The sequence below is a fragment of the Streptomyces sp. NPDC031379 genome (assembly GCF_055569615.1).
The window spans coordinates 151,368-169,576 of record NZ_JBVIIT010000021.1; the positions used below are offsets into that span (position 1 = coordinate 151,368).

Here is an 18,209-nt window from a genome sequence, read left to right on the forward strand (position 1 = left end):
CCGTACACGCATCGCCCGTGTACGGCCTTCTTCATGGCCCCGCCCGGACCGCTCCGGGGCGTTCGCTCAGAGCGAACGGTCCTCGTGGGACAGCAGTTCAGGCCTGCCCCAGTCCACCGGAGGCCCCTCGAAGTGGGCGGCATGCCGTGGCGAGTGGGCCGCCGCGCCGAGCACGAAGACGTCTTCGGCGCCGTCGAGGACCCCGCCCGAGGGGTCGTCGTCGCCCGAGCGGCGCACCACGTCGCGCTCCGGCATGAGGATGTCCCGTACGACGACGGCGCACAGGTACAGCGTGCCCGCCAGGTGCAGCACGATCGCCCAGTGGTAGCCCTGCGTCGGCAGTCCCTTGTGGGCGTCTCCGCTGGTCGTGTAGGCGAGGTACAACCAGATGCCCAGGAAGTACGCCACCTCGCACGCCTGCCAGATCAGGAAGTCCCGCCACTTGGGCCGGGCGAGGACCGCCAGCGGCACCAGCCACAGGACGTACTGCGGGGAGTAGACCTTGTTGGTGAGGATGAAGGCCGCCACCATCAGGAAGGCCAGCTGGGCGAAGCGCGGCCGGCGCGGGGCGGTGAACGTCAGCACGCCGATGCCGAGGAAGCACAGGACCACCAGCACCGAGGCCGCGGTGTTCACGAAGTCGGTGGTGGGCGGGTGGCTGGAGTTCTGCGCCCAGATCAGCCAGAAGGAGCCGAAGTCGACGCCCCGCTCCTTGCTGAAGGCGTAGAACTTGGCCCAGCCCTCGCGGATGTGGAAGCCCGTCGCGTCATGCGTGAGCATCACCGGCAGGTTGACCACGAGCCAGGCGACCACCGCACCGCACACGGCCTGGAAGAACTCCCGCCATTTGCCGGCCCGCCAGCACAGCAGGAGCAGGGGGCCGAGCAGGAAGACGGGATAGAGCTTGGCGGCCGTGGCCAGTCCCAGCAGGATGCCGAAGGCAAGCGCCCGGCCACGCGACCACATGAGCATCGCGGCGGCGGTGAGGGCGACGGCGAAGAGATCCCAGTTGATGGTCGCGGTCAGCGCGAAGGCGGGCGCGAGCGCGACCAGGAGGCCGTCCCAGGGGCGCCGGCCGTGGGTACGGGCCGTACAGACGGCGATGACCGCCGCGCACACCATCAGCATTCCGGCGTTGACGAACCAGTACCACTGCTCCTGGTGCTGGATGCTGCCGCTGTGCGGGGTCAGCCAGGAGGCCACCTCCATGAAGACTCCGGTCAGCACCGGGTACTCGAGGTAGTCCATGTCGCCGGGGAGCTTGTCGAAGTACGGCACGAGGTGGTCGGCGAACCCTCGCCCCTGGTAGAGGTGCGGGATGTCCGAGTAGCAGGCGTGCGTGTACTGACTGCTCGCACCGAAGAACCAGGCGTGGTCGTAGCAGGGCGCCTTCTGGACCAGACCGAGGGCGAACATGCCGACGGCCACGAGTACGACGACTCGTACGGGGGTCCACCAGGAGGCCCCGGGCAGGGCACGGCGCCCGAAGGGACCGCCGATCAGCTCACTGCCGGCCGCGGCGACCTCGTCCTCCCTGGTCGGCTGCACCGGTTCTGCCGGGGCGGACCGCACGGGCTCGGGCTCGTGCACGCTCGCGGGCGTCATCTCTGCACTGGGCATGGGCCACATCCTGCCGTACCCGTCCAGGAATACGCCGAGGGCCGCCGCACCTCGTCGGTGCGGCGGCCCATGTTTCACGTGAAACACCCGTGACGGATCATTTGCCCGTCAACCGGTCAGCCCAGGCGATCAACCTGTCGGACCAGCGAAGATGCCTCCGCTGCCGTTGCCGTTGCCCCGGTTGGTACTGGTGCCGGTCGTGTCCGTGGCGGTCGGCGTCGGACTGGTTCCTCCGTCGGTCCCACCCGTGTCCGTGCCGCCGGCGCCGTTGCCGTTGCCGTTGCAGTCTTTGCCCCAACCGAACTGGCAGGTGTCGCTCGGCGTCGGGCTCGGCGTGGTGGGCGTCACACTGGGCGTCGGGGTGGGCGAGTCGCTGGGCGTCTGGCTCGGCGTGATGGTGACGGACGGGGTCGGAGAAGGCGCACCCGCCTCGTTCTGGACACTGCCGATCTCGGTGGCCTTCGGGAAGCCGGGGTCGGACTTCCCCTTGAGCGCGGCCTTCATGTACTCGGTCCACACGAGGGTCGGGATGTCACCACCGTGGATGGAGTCCTTGCCCGCCGTGCCGTTCATGGAGAGCAGCTTGTGGTCCTTGGGGTTCTCACGGAACATCGCCACGGACGTCGACAGCTGCTGGGTGTAGCCGACGAACCAGGCCGACTTGTTCTTGTCGGTGGTACCCGTCTTGCCCGCCGCCGTACGGCCGAGGAGTTTGGCGTTGTAGCCCGTACCGTTCTGGATGACGTTCTGCAGGACATCCGTGACGTTGTTGGCGATGTTCGGGTCCATCGCGTCCTTGGTGGCGCGCTTGGGCTTGGTGAAGCTCGGCGCGTCACCGCCATTGACCTTGACGGCGGTCACGGAGTACGGCTCCGCCTGCTTGCCGGACGCGGCGAACGTGGCGTAGGCGTCCGCCATCCGGATCGCGCTGGGCGTGGACGTACCGATGGCGAAGGACGGGTTGAGGTCCTGCGACATGCTCTGCTGAAGGATGCCGGTCGACCGTGCCACGTCCCGGACGTGCGTCATCCCCACGTCGACACCGAGCTGGACGAACGGCGTGTTGATGGACTGCTCCATCGCCTTGCGCAGGGTGATGTAGCCCCAGGGGCGCGGGCTCTCGTTCTTCTGGAAGAAGGGCGAGTTGTCCTTGTTGAGGTAGAAGGACCCATCCGGCCTGTAGACCTTGAGGTGGTCGTTGCCGTTGTACTTGCTCAGCGGCGAGACACCCTCGCCGTCCGACTTGTACGTCCCGTACTCCATGGCCGCGGCCAGTACGAAGGGCTTCCACGTCGAACCGACGGGGACACCGGAGGTGTCGGCGTTGTTGGTGAAGTGCCCCTTCTCGTAGCCGTCACCGCCGTAGAGAGCGACGATCGCGCCGTCGTTGGGCACCACCGAGGCCGCACCGAACTGGACGAACTTGTCCAGGTCGCGCTTCGGGTCGAGGCGTGACTTCTGGACGTTCTTCACGGCCTTGGCCAGCGCGTTGACCTTGTCCTTCTGGAACGTCGTGTAGATCTGGTAACCGCCCCGGTCGAACTGCGCCTCCGTGATGTCGGAGTGAGCGAGGACGTACTTCTTCGCCGTGTCGGCCAGGTAGCTGATCTGGCCGGTCATGCCCTTGGTCGCCTTGCGGCCGTCCGGCACGGGGTACTTCGCGGTGGCTTCCTGGTACTCGGCGTCGGTGAGGTGCTTGTCCTTGTGCATCTCGCCGAGGATCCAGCGCCAGCGATCCTTGGAGCGCGCGGTGTTGGCCTCCGCCGTCGCCGACTTGTCGAGGTCCACGTTGCCGGCGGGGTCGTAGTACGTGGGTCCCTTGAGCAGGGCCGCGAGGACCGCACACTCGCTCGGCTTGAGGTCGACAGCGTTCTTGCCGTAGTAGGTCTGCGCCGCCGCCTGGATGCCGTACGCGCCCCGGCCGAAGTACGAGGTGTTCAGGTAGCCCTGCAGAATCGTGTTCTTGTCGAGCTTCGTGCCCACCTTTATGGAGATGAACATCTCCTTGAACTTGCGGGTGAGCGTCTGGTCCTGGCTCAGGTACGTGTTCTTCACGTACTGCTGGGTGATCGTCGAGCCACCCTGCGTCTGACCGCCCCGCGCCATGTTGAGCACCGCACGCGCGATGCCCGAGGGATCGACACCGGAGTCCTGGTAGAAGGACTTGTTCTCGGCGGAGATCACCGCGAAGCGCATCGCCTCGGGAATCTGGTCGATGTTGACGTTCTGCCGGTTGACGCCGGTGCCCGTGGCCACCATCTGGGTGTGGTCGGCCCAGTAGTAGACGTTGTTCTGGGACTTGGCCGCGATGTTCTCGTTGGGGACCTGCACCATCGCGAAGCCGATGCCGGCGATCGCCACCAGGCTGCCGATGAAACCGATGCACAGCCCGGAGACGAGCTTCCAGGAGGGCATCCAGCGACGCCACCCGTACTTGCCGACCCGGGGGTAGTCGATGAACCGCTTCTTGACCGGTTCCGCAGCCGCGCGGCCCCGACCGCGCCCCGGACCGGCCGGACCGCCCCGGCCACCGCCCGGTCCCGTGTTGTCGGCCGCTCTGCGTCGGCCGCCCCTCTGCGCCGCCCGGCGGGCCTCGGCACGGCCGCTGTAGGGGCGCTCTTCACCTCCCGAGCCATAGGAGTCCGATCCATAGGAACTGGACCCATTGGAGTCGGCAGGGGACCCGGTGGCGCCTCGCGGTGCCGCACGGCGGCCGGAGGACGGGCCGGACTGGCCGCGTCGGGCCGCGGCACGTCCGCCTTCCTGCGGCTGCGGCGGTTTGCGACGGTGCTCGCTCATCGAACGATTACTCCTCGGGCAGGCGCACCCGTGCGCGCCTGGAACGGCGGCTGTTTTCCGGTCCCCCCGAAGTACGGATGTGGTCGGTCCTGCATTCACCCGTACTGCACCGGGGACGAGGACGCTCCCCAGGCGCCACTTGGTTCCCGGCGGTCTGCATGCCGCACAGACTACGCACCCCCAAAACCTGCCGAGCCCCGAAGTTCACCCCAAAACAGGCAACTTGCCTCCTACGAATCGGTGATGTGATCCCGTTCACCACCTTCCCTCTTGTCGCGTACGGAAGGCCGTTCTATCGTCGTGATGTATCGAGTCGATACATCAGCGCGAGATAAAGACGCTGAGAGGCACTGCGAGACCTGCGGGACCGACCTGCGGGACGAGAGGAGGCGACCATGAGCCGGCGCTCCGGCATCCTTGAGTTCGCCGTGCTCGGCCTGCTCCGCGAGTCCCCGATGCACGGCTACGAGCTGCGCAAACGTCTCAATACGTCACTGGGTGTGTTCCGAGCCTTCAGCTACGGAACCCTCTACCCCTGCCTCAAGACGCTGGTCACCAACGGCTGGTTGATCGAGGAACCGGGCAGCACCCATGAGGACGCCCTCGCCGCTCCCCTCGCCGGACGCCGCGCCAAGATCGTCTACCGGCTGACGGCGGAAGGTAAGGAGCACTTCGAGGAGCTGCTCTCCCAGACCGGCCCCGACGCGTACGAGGACGAGCACTTCGCCGCACGCTTCGCCTTCTTCGGGCAGACGTCGCGCGATGTGCGGATGCGCGTCCTGGAGGGCCGGCGCAGCCGCCTGGAGGAGCGCCTGGAGAAGATGCGCGCCTCCCTGGTGCGCACCCGGGAGCGCCTTGACGACTACACGCTTGAGCTCCAGCGCCACGGGATGGAATCCGTGGAGCGCGAAGTGCGCTGGCTGAACGAGCTGATCGAGAGCGAGCGGGCCGGGCGGGACCTGAGAGGTTCCGCGTCCGGGGGGTCCGCTCAGCAGGACACCACATATGGAGCGACGGGCGGCCTGCCCCGTGCCGGGGAAACCCCCCGGACGGATACGCCCGACGACACCGCCACGTGAGTCCCACTCAGGGACTCACTCGTACACACAGGGAGCAACCGGAATGGGTTCGGTTCGCGTAGCCATCGTCGGCGTGGGCAACTGCGCGGCGTCGCTGGTTCAGGGAGTCGAGTACTACAAGGACGCCGACCCGGCGTCCAAGGTCCCCGGCCTGATGCACGTGCAGTTCGGCGACTACCACGTGCGTGACGTCGAGTTCGTCGCCGCGTTCGACGTCGACGCCAAGAAGGTCGGCCTCGACCTCGCGGACGCGATCGGCGCCTCCGAGAACAACACCATCAAGATCTGCGACGTGCCCTCCACCGGTGTCACCGTCCAGCGCGGCCACACCCTCGACGGCCTCGGCAAGTACTACCGCCAGACCATCGAGGAGTCCGACGCCGAGCCGGTCGACGTCGTCCAGATCCTGAAGGACAAGCAGGTCGACGTCCTGGTCTGCTACCTGCCCGTCGGCTCCGAGGACGCGGCGAAGTTCTACGCCCAGGCCGCCATCGACGCCAAGGTCGCCTTCGTCAACGCCCTCCCGGTCTTCATCGCCGGCACCAAGGAGTGGGCCGACAAGTTCACCGAGGCCGGTGTGCCGATCGTCGGTGACGACATCAAGTCCCAGGTCGGCGCCACCATCACGCACCGCGTCATGGCGAAGCTGTTCGAGGACCGCGGTGTCATCCTCGACCGCACGATGCAGCTGAACGTCGGCGGCAACATGGACTTCAAGAACATGCTCGAGCGCGAGCGCCTGGAGTCCAAGAAGATCTCCAAGACGCAGGCCGTCACCTCCCAGATCCCCGACCGGGACCTCGGCGAGAAGAACGTCCACATCGGCCCGTCCGACTACGTCGCCTGGCTGGACGACCGCAAGTGGGCCTACGTCCGTCTCGAGGGCCGCGCCTTCGGTGACGTCCCGCTGAACCTGGAGTACAAGCTCGAGGTCTGGGACTCCCCGAACTCCGCGGGTGTCATCATCGACGCCCTGCGCGCCGCGAAGATCGCCAAGGACCGCGGCATCGGTGGCCCGATCCTGTCGGCGTCCTCCTACTTCATGAAGTCCCCGCCGGTCCAGTACTTCGACGACGAGGCCCGCGAGAACGTCGAGAAGTTCATCCGCGGCGAGGTCGAGCGCTAAGGCGCGGAGAGCCGTCGCTCGCACGAGAACGCTCCTGCCAGGGCGGTGAGGGTCCCCGGGTTCCGACCCGGGGACCCTCCGCATGTGTGAGGGTGTGATCCATGCCCGTCGTCCGTGACCTGCGCGTCCTGCTGCGCCTGCGGAACTTCCGGCGCCTGCTGTGCGTCCGCCTCCTGTCCCAGGGCGCCGACGGCGTCTACCAGGTCGCGCTCGCCGCGTACGTCGTCTTCTCCCCGGAGAAACAGACCTCGCCCACCGCGATCGCCTCGGCGATGGCGGTCCTGCTGCTTCCCTACTCACTGGTCGGGCCGTTCGCGGGTGTCCTGCTGGACCGCTGGCGTCGCCGGCAGATCTTCGTGTACGGCAACCTTCTGCGCGCCCTGCTGGCCGCGGCCACCGCCGTCCTGATGATCAGCCATGTCCCGGACTGGCTCTTCTACGTCTCCGCGCTGTGCGTCACAGCCGTCAACCGCTTCGTCCTCGCCGGCCTGTCCGCCGCCCTGCCCCATGTGACCGACACCGAACGCCTGGTGCTGGCCAACTCCCTGTCGCCGACGGCGGGAACCCTCGCCGCGACCGCCGGCGGTGGCCTCGCCTTCGCCGTACGGCTCGTGGCATCGGGCTCCGACGCCGCGGTGGTCCTGCTGGGCGCGTTCCTGTACCTGTGTGCGGCCCTCGCATCTCTGAGCATGGCCCCCGGACTCCTCGGCCCCGACCGGAAGCCGACACAGCCCCACCTGGGTATCGCACTCGCCGACACCTCGCGCGAGCTGCTCGCCGCCGTCCGCCACCTGGCCGCCCCGCCCCGCAGGGCAGCGGCCTGGGCGCTGACCGCGATGACGTTGATGCGGTTCTGCTACGGCGCGCTCCTCGTCCTGCTGCTCATGCTGTGCCGCTACGCCCTCTCCGGTAGCGCCGAGGAGGGACTCCGCCTGCTGGGAACGGCACTGGCACTGTCCGGTGCCGGATTCTTCGCGGCGGCCGTGGTGACCCCGTGGGCCGCGGGACGGCTCGGACCCGGCGGCTGGATCCTGGTATGTTCCGGCACCGCCTCGGTGCTGGTACCCGCCCTCGGCCTCCCGTTCGCCGTCGGGCCGCTCCTCATCGCGGCCTTCCTCCTGGGCCTGATCACTCAGGGCGCCAAGATCGCCACGGACACGATCGTGCAGTCCTCTGTCGACGACGGTTTCCGCGGCCGGATCTTCTCCGTGTACGACGTCCTCTTCAACATGGCGTTCGTCGGCGCGGCAGGAGTGGCGGCCCTGATGCTTCCGCCGGACGGCCGCTCGGCCGTACTGGTGGTACTGGTCTCCCTGATCTACGGCGGAGTCGCCGTGGCCCTGGCACGCTTCGAGCGACGGTGAGCCCGCAAGGAAGAGGGGCGATGTTTCACGTGAAACATCGCCCCTCGACGCTGTCGGTGCGGGCAGGTGTTTCACGTGAAACATCGCCCGTCCCCGGTTCGGCTCAGTCCTGGCCGGCCCACCACTCCTTGAGCGCCGCGGCCGCGGCGTCGTGCTCCATGGGTCCGTTCTCCAGGCGCAGCTCCAGCATGTGCTTGTACGCCTTGCCGACGACCGGGCCCGGGCCGACACCCAGGATCTCCATGATCTGGTTGCCGTCGAGATCCGGTCGGATCGAGTCCAGCTCCTCCTGCTCCTGAAGCTGGGCGATGCGCTCCTCCAGGCCGTCGTAGGCCCGGGACAGCGCGGCCGCCTTCCGCTTGTTACGCGTGGTGCAGTCGGAGCGGGTCAGCTTGTGCAGACGGTCCAGCAGCGGGCCCCCGTCACGGACGTAGCGCCGGACCGCCGAGTCCGTCCACTCCCCGGTGCCGTAGCCGTGGAAGCGCAGGTGAAGTTCGACGAGCCGTGAGACGTCCTTCACCAGTTCGTTGGAGTACTTGAGGGCGGTCATGCGCTTCTTGGTCATCTTGGCGCCGACCATCTCGTGGTGGTGGAAGGAGACCCGGCCGTCCTTCTCGAAGCGGCGCGTACGCGGCTTGCCGATGTCGTGCAGCAGGGCGGCCAGGCGGAGCGTGAGGTCCGGACCGTCCTCCTCCAGCGCGATGGCCTGCTCCAGGACGATCAGCGTGTGCTCGTAGACGTCCTTGTGCCGGTGGTGTTCGTCACTCTCCAGCCGCAGCGCCGGCAGCTCGGGCAGCACATGATCGGCGAGCCCGGTCTCGACGAGCAGGGTCAGCCCCTTGCGTGGATACGCGGAGACGATCAGTTTGTTCAGCTCGTCACGGACCCGCTCGGCGGAGACGATCTCGATGCGCCCGGCCATCTCCGTCATCGCGGTGACGACCTCGGGCGCGACCTCGAAGTCCAGCTGGGCGGCGAACCGTGCGGCCCGCATCATCCGCAGAGGGTCGTCCGAGAACGACTCCTCGGGCGTGCCCGGCGTGCGCAGCACCCGCGCCGCGAGATCCTCCAGGCCGCCGTGAGGATCGATGAAGTCCTTCTCCGGCAGCGCCACGGCCATCGCGTTGACCGTGAAGTCCCGGCGGACCAGATCCTCCTCGATGGAGTCACCGTAGGCGACCTCGGGCTTGCGCGAGGTGCGGTCGTAGGCCTCCGACCGGTAGGTGGTGATCTCGATCTGATAGCCGCCCTTGTGGGCGCCGACGGTGCCGAAGGCGATCCCCACCTCCCAGACGGCGTCCGCCCACGGCCGGACGATCTTCAGTACGTCCTCGGGACGGGCGTCGGTGGTGAAGTCCAGGTCATTGCCGAGCCGCCCGAGCAGCGCGTCGCGGACCGATCCGCCGACCAGGGCGAGGGAGAACCCGGCTTCCTGGAATCGGCGGGCGAGATCGTCGGCGACCGGGGCCACCCGCAGCAGCTCGGCTACCGCGCGCTGCTGCGCCTGGCTCAGGGCAGAGGGAGTGTCTTCGTTGGGGTTCGGCACAACAGAAGAGGGTACGTGCCCCGCGCGTCCGCGGGCGCCCCCATTGAGGGCCGCGGACAGCTCCCTGCATACCCGCGCAAGCGCTGCTCTTACGGCGGACGACCGCTCTCCGCTCGATACTGGATATAGAGGACGGGTCACCGTTGTCCTTCGATCTTGTGGAGGAGACCGCGGCACTTCCCCTCAGCGCGCATCGTTACCATGCGTGGACGCACATTCCGACGACCACTGACGACGACGAGGGACGGGCGAGCGCGTGGCCGAGGCGGCTGACTTCCAGGGGACCAGTGCCTCACCTGCCCGCCGGTGGCTGCGGCGCACCGGCGCGATGCTCGCCGGTGCGCCCCTGCTGGCCGGGTTGCTCCAGCTGCCCGCCGCAGAGCCCGCTCAGGCCGCCTCCTCGGACACGGTGTCCGTCGTCCTGGACACGCTCACCCCCAACGCGCCCAGCGACGGTGACACGCTGACCGTCTCCGGCACGGTGACCAACAACGGCAAGCAGGCCGTCACCGGGGCCCACGTGGACCTGCGGGTGGGCTCGATGCTGAACACCCGCGATGCCATCGACGGCATCGCCAGGAACCCCGACGATCTGCAGAGCGGAATCGGCTCCGCGGTCGGCGGCAAGTACGTGGAGAAGTTCGCCAAGCTGTCCCCGGGCGTCGCCGAGCACTTCAGCATCGCGGTCCCCGTGGACAAGCTCGACCTCGGCGACGACGGCGTCTACGAGTTCGGGGTCTCCCTGTCCGGCCAGACCTCCGCCCGGCCCTGGGAGCAGGTGCTCGGCATACAGCGGACGTTCCTTCCCTGGCAGCCTTCCGAGGCCGACACCAGGACCAGGACGACATTCCTGTGGCCGCTCCTCTCCACGGTCCACATGACCGCCAAGACGGGCGCCGGCGAGCAGCAGACGCCGGTGTTCCGCAACGACGACCTGGCCAAGGAGCTGGCTCCGGGTGGCCGGCTGGCGCAGATGGTGGACCTGGGCAAGGACCTCGACATCACCTGGGTGATCGACCCGGACCTGCTGGCCTCGGTCGACGCGATGGCGGCGGGCAACTACCGGCTCCAGGGCGACGGAGACACCACCACGCCCGGCTCCCGCGAACATCAGGCGATCGCCAAGCAGTGGCTGGCGAACCTGCAGAAGGCGGTGACGGGCAAGGAGGTCGTCGCGCTGCCGTTCGCCGACCCGGACCTGGCCTCCCTCGCGCACAAGGGCACCAGCGTCACCGGCTCGCTCAGCCATCTCAAGGACGCCACCGAGGTCGCCGCCATCACCGTCAAGACCGTGCTCCACGTCACACCGAGCACCGACTACGCCTGGCCGGTGGACGGGGCGGTGGATCCGTCGATCATGAAGGTCGCCACCTCCGCCGGTGCGGACCGGGTGATCGCGCGCAGCGACAGCCTCCAGGAGACCGCAGGGCTGTCGTACACGCCCTCCGCAGCCCGCCCGGTCGGCGGAGGCACCACCGCGGTGGTCTCCGACGCCCGGCTGTCCACCGCCTTCGAGGGTGATCTGACGAAGGCGGGGTCGGCCACGCTCGCCGTGCAGCAGTTCCTGGCCCAGAGCCTCGAGGTCAACGCTCAGACGGACGAGCAGCGAAGCATCGTCGTCGCCCCCCAGCGCACGCCCACGGCGAGCCAGGCGCAGGCGATGGCGGCGGCCCTGAAGACGCTCCAGGCCGGCGCCTGGACCCAGTCCCAGAACCTCACCGCCGCCGCCAAGGCCAAGCCCGATCCCGACGCCACCACGCGCGTCCCCTCGGGGTCCGCCTACCCCTCCTCGCTGCGTCGGCAGGAGCTGCCTCGGTCGACCTTCGAGCAGATCGCGCGTACCCAGGACAAGCTGGACAACTTCCAGGTGATCCTCTCCGACCAGTCCCGGGTGGTGACCCCGTTCGGGCGGGCCATAAACCGTGAGATGTCCACGTCGTGGCGCGGCCGGATCCAGGAGGCGGACAGCTACCGGGGCGGCGTGGAGGCATGGCTCGACGACCTCGCCGACCAGGTGAAGCTGATCGACAAGTCGGAGACCAAGCTCTCCGGACGCAGCGCCACCATCCCGGTGACCGTCCAGAACAACCTCGTCCAGCCCGTCGGACATCTGGTCCTGCGCCTCTCCTCGACCATGCCGACCCGCCTGAAGATCGGCGGCAAGGATTACGCCGAGCAGCGCGTGGAGGTCTCCGGCGGGCACAGCCAGTCCGTGAAGTTCGCCACCTCGGCCAACGCCAACGGCCGGGCCACGGTGATCGCCCAGCTGTACACCGAGGACGGCCGGGCGTACGGCTCGCCGGTCAGCTTCGACGTGAAGGTCACCGAGGTCACGCCCACGGTGATGCTGGTCATCGGTGGCGGTGTGCTCCTCCTGGTGCTCGCCGGCTTCCGGATGTACACCCAGCGCAAGCGCGCCGCCGCCCGCCGGGCCGGGGAGGACGACTCCGGCACGGAGGAGGAGGGCTCCGACGAGCCCGGGAACCCCACGGCGCCCGGAGACCGTCTCCCGGAGGAGTCCGACTCCCGCTCCGGGGCAGACGACCCGGAGCAGCCGAGTGACCCTGCGCCGGACACCGCACCGGAAAGCACCGACCCGTCCGGGACGGGTGAGAGAGTGGACCGTTGAGCGATGTCGTGGCCGGTGGGCCCGGGACGATGAGGTGGGGTAAGCATGAACGCGCCGTACGACGGTGAACGCGGCCAGGGCGCGGCCGGCTCGGGCTACCCCGAGACGCCGCCCGAGCCCGGCCAGGTACCGCCACAGCACACGGCGGACATGTACCTCCAGGACGCCTACGAGCAGGACCCCTACCGGGCGCACGACCTGACCGCCCAGGACCCGGTCGCCGAGGCGCTCTACGACCGCGCCGCGCACCCGCCACCGCCCCCGGGCACCTACGACCAGCAGCAGCCCCTGTACGCCCCGCCCGCCCCGTCGCCCTACGCCCCCGACCCGCACGTGTGGGCACAGACCCCGGCACCGGAGCCGGAGGCCGCGACCCAGTACCTGCCCTACGGCGACGACCCGCGCACCACCCAGTTCGTGGGCGTGGACGACCTGGTGACGCACTCCGGCGAGGAGTACCACGAGCCGGACGCCTTCGCGCACCTCTTCAAGGACCAGCAGCAGAGCGGCGGGCACACGCCCATGGATCCCCCGGGCGTCCCGGGACCGGCCGCCGCGCCGGGCTACGGGCAGGCAGGCGCGGGACAGTACCCGCTGTCGTACGGCCAGGGCCCGCAGCAGGGCCACCCCTACGCCGAGGCCTCCTACCCGTCCGCTCCCCACGCCGCCGGCAACCCGGTGCAGCCGCCGGTGCCCGCGCCGGCCGCGGCCCCGGACCCGGTCGGCGCGCTCCACTCCGCGGAGCCCGAGGCTCCCGCCGCTCCGGCGAAGAAGGGCGGCAAGGCTGCCGGGCTGCTCAAGTCCAGTGCCGTCATGGCGGCGGGCACCATGGTCTCCCGCCTCACCGGCTTCATCCGCTCCGCGCTGATCGCCGCGGCGCTGGGACTCGCCTTCCTCGCCGACTCCTTCCAGGTGGCCTACCAGCTGCCGACGATGATCTACATCCTCACCGTCGGCGGCGGCCTCAACTCGGTCTTCGTGCCGCAGCTGGTGCGGTCCATGAAGGAGGACGAGGACGGCGGCGAGGCCTTCGCCAACCGTCTGCTGACCCTGGTGATGGTGGCGCTGGCCGCGCTCACCGGTCTCGCGATGTACGCCGCGCCGTTGCTGGTGCGGTTGCTGTCTCCCACCATCGCCGACAACCCGGCGGCCAACGACGTCGCGGTCACCTTCACCCGTTACTTCCTGCCCTCGATCTTCTTCATGGGCGTCCACGTGGTGATGGGTCAGATCCTCAACGCGCGCGGGAAGTTCGGCGCGATGATGTGGACCCCGGTCCTGAACAACATCGTCATCATCATCTCGCTCGGCGCGTTCATCTGGGTCTACGGCTCCGCCGCCAACTCCCACATGGACGTCACCAACATCCCGCCGGAGGGGCAGCGACTGCTCGGTGTCGGTGTGCTGCTCGGCCTCGTCGTGCAGGCGCTGGCGATGATCCCCTACCTGCGCGAGACCGGCTTCCGCATCCGGCTGCGGTTCGACTGGAAGGGCCACGGCCTGGGCAAGGCCGCGATGCTCGCCAAGTGGACGGTCCTGTTCGTCCTCGCCAACCAGGCGGGCGCCATGGTGGTCACCCAGCTGTCCACCGCCGCCGGCGACGACTCCGGCGTCAAGGGCACCGGCTTCGCCGCCTACGCGAACGCCCAGCTGATCTGGGGCCTGCCGCAGGCCATCATCACGGTGTCCCTCATGGCCGCCCTGCTGCCGCGCCTGTCGCGCTCGGCCGCCGAGGGCGACGCCGGTGCCGTTCGCGACGACATCTCGCAGGGCCTGCGCACCACCGCGGTCGCCATCGTGCCCATCGCCTTCGGCTTCCTCTCGCTCGGCATCCCGATGTGCACGCTCATCTTCGGTTCCGCGGGCACCGGCTCGGCCGTCAACATGGGCTACATGCTGATGGCCTTCGGCCTCGGCCTGATCCCGTACTCCGTGCAGTACGTCGTCCTGCGTGCCTTCTACGCCTACGAGGACACCCGCACCCCCTTCTACAACACCGTGATCGTGGCGGCGGTCAACGCGGGTGCCTCCGCGCTCTGCTACTTCCTGCTGCCGTCCCGCTGGGCGGTCGCCGGCATGGCCGCCTCATACGGCCTGGCCTACGCGATCGGTGTGGGCGTCGCCTGGCGGCGGCTGCGCAAGCGGCTCGGCGGTGACCTGGACGGGACGCGGGTGCTGCGCACCTACGCGCGGCTCGGCATCGCCTCGGTGCCGGCGGTCCTTCTCAGCGGCGCGGCCTGCTACGGCATCGGGCACACTCTCGGTCAAGGCGTGGTCGGCTCCTTCGCCGCCCTGATCGTCGGTGGTGCTGTACTGCTCGGTGTCTTCTTCGTCGCCGCCCGCCGGATGCGGATCGATGAACTCAACTCGCTCGTGGGAATGGTCCGCGGGCGTCTGGGGCGCTGAGGCGGGGGTAGGCGCACAACCATCGTCCGCTGCCGTGTGTCGTGCATAGCGGCGGACTGTGGGCACAATTGGTTTCGGCGTCGGACAGCGTGCAACGGATGGGGAGGCAGGGACGACGGTGGCGGAACGGAGCACGGCTGCCGTCGACGTGGCAGACAACAGCGGTGAGCAACCGCTGACCGCCAAGGCGGACCAGTCCACGGCCGACGGGGTGGCCAAGAACCCGGAGCGGGACACGGACAGCGAAGAGGCGCAGGGGAGCGGCGGAATCGAAGGTCCCGGGCAGAAGGCCGCCCCACCCGAACTGCACAGCGGTCACAAGCTCGCCAGACGCTACCGCCTGGAGGAGTGCGTCACCCGTCTGGACGGATTCAGCAGTTGGCGTGCGGTCGACGAGAAACTCCGTCGTGCCGTCGGCGTCCACACCCTGCCCGCGGACCACGCTCGGGCCCGTTCCGTGCTGGCTGCCGCCCGTTCCTCCGCGCTGCTCGGGGACCCTCGCTTCGTCCAGGTGCTCGACGCCGTCGAGGAGAACGACCTCGTCTACGTCGTGCACGAGTGGCTGCCCGACGCCACGGAGCTGACCCCGCTCCTCGCGGCCGGCCCGCTGGAGCCGCACGACGCCTACCAGATGGTCACTCAGATCGCCTCCGCCATGGCCGCCGCGCACCGTGAAGGCCTGGCCCATCTGCGGCTGAACCCGAACGCCGTCCTGCGCACGTCCACGGGCCAGTGGCGCATCCGCGGCCTCGCCGTGAACGCCGCGCTGCGTGGCATCAGCTCCGACACCCCGCAGCGCACCGACACCGAGGCGATCGGCGCCTTGCTGTACGCGGCGCTGACCCAGCGCTGGCCGTACGAGAACGACGCGTACGGTCTGTCCGGCCTTCCCAAGGACATCGGGCTCATCGCACCGGACCAGGTGCGGGCGGGCGTCCACCGCGGCCTGTCCGAACTGGCCATGCGCGCACTCGTCAACGACGGGGCCACCGCGTCCCGTCACGAGTCCGCGTGCACCACGCCGGAGGAGCTGGTGAAGGCGATCGGCGAGATGCCGCGCATCCGCCCGCCGGAGCCGGCGTTCGCGGCCCCGCCCGAGTACCAGCGCACGACCTATCAGCAGGGCACCTACGGCCGTCCGGCGCCGCACTCTGGCGCCACCCAGCCGATCACGCCTCCGCCTCCGCCGCTGCAGAGCCGCACCGGCAAGGCCCTGAAGTGGGCGGTGTCGGCACTCCTCATCGCCGCCCTCGGCCTCGGCAGCTGGCAGCTGGCGGACGCGCTGATGGGCCACGGCGACAAGTCGAACGACACCAACAACACGCAGACGCAGGACGAGGGCGACAAGAGCCCGAAGAAGCCGGCGTCCGGCAAGCCGATCGCCATCAGTGGCGCCCGTGACTTCGACCCGTTCAGCAAGGACCAGTCCGAGAAGCCTCTCGACATAGGGAAGGCCTACGACAGCAGTACGGCGACGTACTGGCAGACGGACTTCTATCTGAGCCCGGAGTTCGGCAACCTGAAGTCGGGTGTCGGCGTCATCCTGGACCTCGGCAAGGCCCAGCAGGTCGGGAAGGTGACCGTCACGTTCGTGGGCGACACCTCGGTGGAACTCCGCAGTGCAAGTGCGGACGCCGGTTCGGAGCCGACATCGTTCGACGCCTACACCAAGGTTGCTCAGGGTTCTGGGTCGACCGTGGAACTCAAGCCCGGCAAGGCCCTCAAGACCCGGTACCTCCTCGTGTGGCTGACCAAGCTGCCCTTGCAGCAGGACGACGGCAAATGGCGAGGCAGAGTGGCCGATATCAAGGTGACCAGCTAGGTTCCCCCCAGGGAGGGGCCGATGGCAGATGGTGCCGGATACGGCGACGTACGGGACGATGAGCTGCTCGCCCGCCATGTGGGGGGCGATACCGAGGCCTTCGGTGAGATCGTGCGGCGGCATCGGGATCGACTCTGGGCGGTCGCGCTGCGGACGCTGGGAGACCGCGAGGAGGCCGCTGACGCGGTTCAGGACGCCCTGGTGTCGGCCTACCGGGCCGCTCACACCTTTCGCGGGCAGTCGGCTGTCACGACGTGGCTGCACCGCATCACGGTGAACGCCTGCCTGGACCGGGCGCGCAAGGCGGCCTCACGCAAGACCGCGCCGGTCGACGACACCGAGCGGCTGGAGCAGCTGCTGGAGCCGCACGAGTCGGCCTCGGCGCCGGCCGAGCGGAACGACGTCCACCGCCAGCTCCTCGAGGCGCTCGGCACCCTCCCGCACGATCAGCGGGCCGCCCTGGTGCTCGTGGACATGCAGGGCTACCCCGTGGCAGAGGCCGCGCGGATCCTCGACGTACCGACGGGGACGGTGAAGAGCCGCTGCGCCCGAGGCAGGGCCAAGCTGCTGCCCCTGCTCACCCACCTGCGCCCCGAGGGCGCCAGAGGCGGAAAAGAATCCGGCGCGGGACGGAACCGGGCGACGGGGACATCCGTCCCACCGGCAACGGGGTCTCCTGATGAGAACCCCGAGGACACGGGACCGAGTGATCCAGCCGTAGTGAAGGGCGGAGGTGGGCGAGCGTGACTTCCACGACAGACACGGCCGGGCACCCGGACGTCGCGGAGATCTCCGACCTCACCGAAGGCCTGCTCCCTCCGGACCGGAGTACGCACATACAGCGCCACCTGGAGGCGTGTGAGGCGTGCACGGCCGTCCATGCCTCGCTGGAAGAGATCCGGGAGCTGCTGGGATCCGCGCCGGAGACGGAGCGCATGCCGGCCGACATGGCCGGACGCATCGACGCCGCCCTGGCCGCGGAGGCACTGCTCAGTGCCTCCGCGCCGAACATGACGGACGCGCCGGTCACTCACTCGGCCGATCGCGCCCGCGAGGACGACGAGAGTCGTGTTTCACGTGAAACATCGGCGCCGGCGGATCGGCCGGCCGGACGTCCGCAGGCGACGACCGGCCCGGGACGCAAGGGGCGCGAGCACGGTCGGCGCCGAAGGCGTGTGGTCCTGGGTGCCGTCTTCACCGCGGCCGTCCTGGGGGCCGGGTCCCTGGTCCTGCAGTCGTTCGGCGACCACTCCGGCGACACGACCGCGCACGGGCAGCAGACCCCTTCCGCCGGGCCCTTCTCGGGCAACAGCGTCCAGAGCCAGGTGAAGTCTCTCCTCGCCACTAAGAAGGACACGCGGCGGAACACCGACAGCCTGCAGCCCGGAGGAGACGTCGGGACTCAGCAGACCAGCCCGGGCTCTACCCCGAGCGCGAACACCCTGATCCAGACGGACACCGCCGTCCCTGACTGCGTTCGGGAGGCGCTCCGTCGGAGCGACGCCGTCCTGGGCGCCAAGACGGGAACCTACGACGGGAGGGCCGCGTACCTGGTCGTGGTGCCGGACTCCAAGGACAGCACGCGTGTCACGGCCTACGTCATCGACGCGGCCTGCGTCCGTCAGCAGCCTGCCTCCGCCGGCAAGGTTCTACTGAAGCAGTCCTACGCCCGTCCCTGAGTCTGCAAGCGCTCCGTCGGTCCCACTCGGCCAAGCGTGTGCCCGGACACTTCGGGAATGCTGGCCCCGTAGGATCCGTTGGGTGGGGTGAGAGCGCCGAAAGGCGCTCCCACCGGTCGACTGACACAGACCAGAGACG

General features: G+C 69.1%; 11 protein-coding genes. 8 read left to right on the forward strand and 3 right to left on the reverse strand.

The window, feature by feature from the left end; translation table 11 throughout:
* Positions 1 to 66 precede the first annotated feature (66 nt).
* Both ACZ5CW_RS28420 and ACZ5CW_RS28425 read right to left on the reverse strand, forming a co-directional pair.
* Positions 67 to 1,620: a glycosyltransferase family 87 protein gene (locus ACZ5CW_RS28420; RefSeq protein ID WP_468606206.1), complete on the reverse strand. Its 1,554-nt coding sequence runs from the start codon at positions 1,618 to 1,620 to the stop codon at positions 67 to 69.
* A 129-nt stretch (positions 1,621 to 1,749) separates the two neighbouring features.
* Positions 1,750 to 4,035 carry a transglycosylase domain-containing protein gene (locus tag ACZ5CW_RS28425; protein ID WP_468606208.1) on the reverse strand — a complete coding sequence of 762 codons (2,286 nt, stop codon included), beginning with the start codon at positions 4,033 to 4,035 and terminating at the stop codon, positions 1,750 to 1,752.
* A 779-nt stretch (positions 4,036 to 4,814) separates the two neighbouring features.
* Between ACZ5CW_RS28425 and ACZ5CW_RS28430 the strand changes: the two genes are divergently transcribed.
* From ACZ5CW_RS28430 to ACZ5CW_RS28440, 3 genes are all read left to right on the forward strand, one after another.
* Positions 4,815 to 5,498 carry a PadR family transcriptional regulator gene (locus tag ACZ5CW_RS28430; RefSeq protein WP_468606210.1) on the forward strand — a complete coding sequence of 228 codons (684 nt, stop codon included), beginning with the start codon at positions 4,815 to 4,817 and terminating at the stop codon, positions 5,496 to 5,498.
* A gap of 43 nt (positions 5,499 to 5,541) precedes the next feature.
* Complete coding sequence (locus tag ACZ5CW_RS28435; RefSeq protein WP_468606212.1) at positions 5,542 to 6,624, forward strand: inositol-3-phosphate synthase; 1,083 nt, start codon at positions 5,542 to 5,544, stop codon at positions 6,622 to 6,624.
* Between the two features lie 101 nt (positions 6,625 to 6,725).
* On the forward strand, positions 6,726 to 7,988 hold the full coding sequence (locus ACZ5CW_RS28440; RefSeq protein WP_468606214.1) for an MFS transporter: 1,263 nt from the start codon (positions 6,726 to 6,728) through the stop codon (positions 7,986 to 7,988).
* A 103-nt stretch (positions 7,989 to 8,091) separates the two neighbouring features.
* Here ACZ5CW_RS28440 and ACZ5CW_RS28445 read toward each other — a convergent pair whose 3' ends face one another.
* Positions 8,092 to 9,534, reverse strand: coding sequence for a CCA tRNA nucleotidyltransferase (locus ACZ5CW_RS28445; protein ID WP_468606216.1), 1,443 nt, complete (start codon positions 9,532 to 9,534; stop codon positions 8,092 to 8,094).
* Positions 9,535 to 9,790: 256 nt separating this feature from the next.
* Here ACZ5CW_RS28445 and ACZ5CW_RS28450 point away from each other — a divergent pair, with 256 nt between their 5' ends.
* The 5 genes from ACZ5CW_RS28450 (at position 9,791) to ACZ5CW_RS28470 (ending at position 18,070) form a co-directional block, all read left to right on the forward strand.
* Positions 9,791 to 12,163, forward strand: a complete 2,373-nt coding sequence (locus ACZ5CW_RS28450) for a DUF6049 family protein (protein WP_468606218.1) — start codon at positions 9,791 to 9,793, stop codon at positions 12,161 to 12,163.
* 45 nt (positions 12,164 to 12,208) lie between these two features.
* Positions 12,209 to 14,569, forward strand: a complete 2,361-nt coding sequence (murJ, locus tag ACZ5CW_RS28455) for a murein biosynthesis integral membrane protein MurJ (protein WP_468606220.1) — start codon at positions 12,209 to 12,211, stop codon at positions 14,567 to 14,569.
* Between the two features lie 118 nt (positions 14,570 to 14,687).
* Positions 14,688 to 16,391 (forward strand): protein kinase family protein, encoded by a 1,704-nt coding sequence (locus ACZ5CW_RS28460; protein WP_468606222.1) that lies wholly within the window; start codon positions 14,688 to 14,690, stop codon positions 16,389 to 16,391.
* A gap of 21 nt (positions 16,392 to 16,412) precedes the next feature.
* Positions 16,413 to 17,138: an RNA polymerase sigma factor SigM gene (gene sigM / locus ACZ5CW_RS28465; protein WP_468606224.1), complete on the forward strand. Its 726-nt coding sequence runs from the start codon at positions 16,413 to 16,415 to the stop codon at positions 17,136 to 17,138.
* The gene (locus ACZ5CW_RS28470; protein ID WP_468606226.1) at positions 17,135 to 18,070 is read left to right on the forward strand and encodes an anti-sigma factor family protein; all 936 of its coding nucleotides are present in this window, start codon (positions 17,135 to 17,137) and stop codon (positions 18,068 to 18,070) included. The genes sigM and ACZ5CW_RS28470 overlap by 4 nt, the downstream gene beginning before the upstream one ends.
* Positions 18,071 to 18,209: the final 139 nt, after the last annotated feature.